Raw genomic sequence first — 1,553 nt, forward strand, 5'->3', positions numbered from 1 at the left:
AGGTCGCGCACCTGCCCCTGCTCGAGAAGCTGGCCGTGCTCACCTGGTACCGCGGCTGCCGGCTCGAACTCGAGCGCGATTACCCGCGCGTGTTCACCCCGGATAATGAGGCGAAGGCCTCGGAGTCGACTGACGGCTGGGCCCACGTGGCGCGCGAGATGAGCGGCCCCACGTTCGGCACGCTCGAGCAGACCGAGCGCCAGCTGGTGCGCGACGTGCTGGCCAAGATGGAGGATGATGCGCGCCAGGCCGAGGCCCTGCGCGAGCAAGCCCGCAAAAACAACCCCACGACCTGATTTATGCGCTTACTGGCCTATACCCAACTCTTTCGCGCCGCCGCCGGCGCGCACGTGGCCATTCGGGCCACGGCCGAAAACGGCCGCTTCCTGCGCGTGCTCATCGCCTCCGACCCGATTGCCAAGCAGCTCGACCTGGCCAGCTTTTACGACGTGCTGCGCTCCAGGCTCAAGGCCAAACCCGGCCAGGCGTTTCTCGTGCTGCAGAACTACGACCTGGACTATGAGGACAATGCCGGCGAGAGCCTGCGACGCACGCCCCAGGGAGCCTACTACGTGCTGCAGAAAGTGGCCCCGGGCGACTACGAGGCCCGCGACGCGGCCATCGATGCCTGCGAGGAAATCGCCGAGGACCTGCTGGCCTACGTGGTGCACCACCACCGGCAGAGCTACAAGATTCAGATGAGCGTGCGCAACTGCTTCGCCGAGCACGTGGGCCCCATCGGCGACCAGCACGTGGGCGTGCGGATGAACTTCACCTGGAGCGAGGCCGCCACCGAGGACCTGACCTACAACCCCGCTAAATTCTCCTTCTAAATGGCCGGTGAACGCTTAGCCAAACTCACGCTGCGGGTGAAAAACCTGGTCGCCAACGACCCGATTCTGACGCCGCCCTTCATTACGCCCTGGACGTACCTGCGCCTGCGCCTGGGCGGCACCTGGGTGCGCTTCACGCCCAGCTCGCGCAGCCAGCGCACGGTAGGCGCCGAGGACGATTACGAATACCCGCTCTTTGCCATCAACGGCACCACGCTCGACCAGGGCGTGGACATGCTGCTGGCCACCATCCGCCAGGCCGTGCTCGACCACGGCTGGAATTACGTCGTTTCGGCCAAGCGCAAGGACGGCCAGGCGCCGACCGGCTACGACTACTGGGCCTTCGACGTGGAGGCCACCGTCTACGACCGCACGAACGACCTGGCCTGGAACCTGGCCGGCACGCAGCCGATTGTGCGCGAAACGTTCGAGGAGGTCGTCAACCTGGCCACCATCCGCCCGGTGCGCGCCCAGGTGCTGGTCACCGATGCCCTCATCTTCAACTCGCCGACCGGGGCGGCCGAGGTGGTGGCCAGCAACGGCAACGACGGGGTGTATTCCTACTTCTGGGCCGATTTCGGGGCCCCGGCCACGGCCCGGCGCACCAACCTGCCCAACGGCACCTACACCTGTACCATCACCGACACGTCGGGCGCCTACACCGTGGTGCAGGCCGTGGTGGGCTCCGACCCCCGCCTGGACGTGCGCGTCGAGCGCACC

3 protein-coding genes are annotated in these 1,553 nt (G+C 66.8%); all 3 read left to right on the forward strand.

Going from position 1 to position 1,553, the window contains the following annotated elements:
- The coding region (locus tag ACYVDE_RS22350) for a hypothetical protein (RefSeq protein WP_460503741.1) at positions 1 to 296 on the forward strand (296 nt) is incomplete at its 5' end.
- A 3-nt stretch (positions 297 to 299) separates the two neighbouring features.
- Positions 300 to 833, forward strand: coding sequence for a hypothetical protein (locus ACYVDE_RS22355; protein ID WP_460503742.1), 534 nt, complete (start codon positions 300 to 302; stop codon positions 831 to 833).
- Between the two features lie 36 nt (positions 834 to 869).
- Positions 870 to 1,553: hypothetical protein (locus ACYVDE_RS22360; RefSeq protein WP_460503743.1), on the forward strand; the 684-nt coding region annotated here is incomplete at its 3' end.

The organism is Hymenobacter agri, from assembly GCF_054778495.1.

Bases quoted from the DNA above. Each gene is read 5' to 3' on its own strand.
- ACYVDE_RS22355 (WP_460503742.1), top strand. From the start codon at position 300: ATGCGCTTACTGGCCTATACCCAACTCTTTCGCGCCGCCGCCGGCGCG.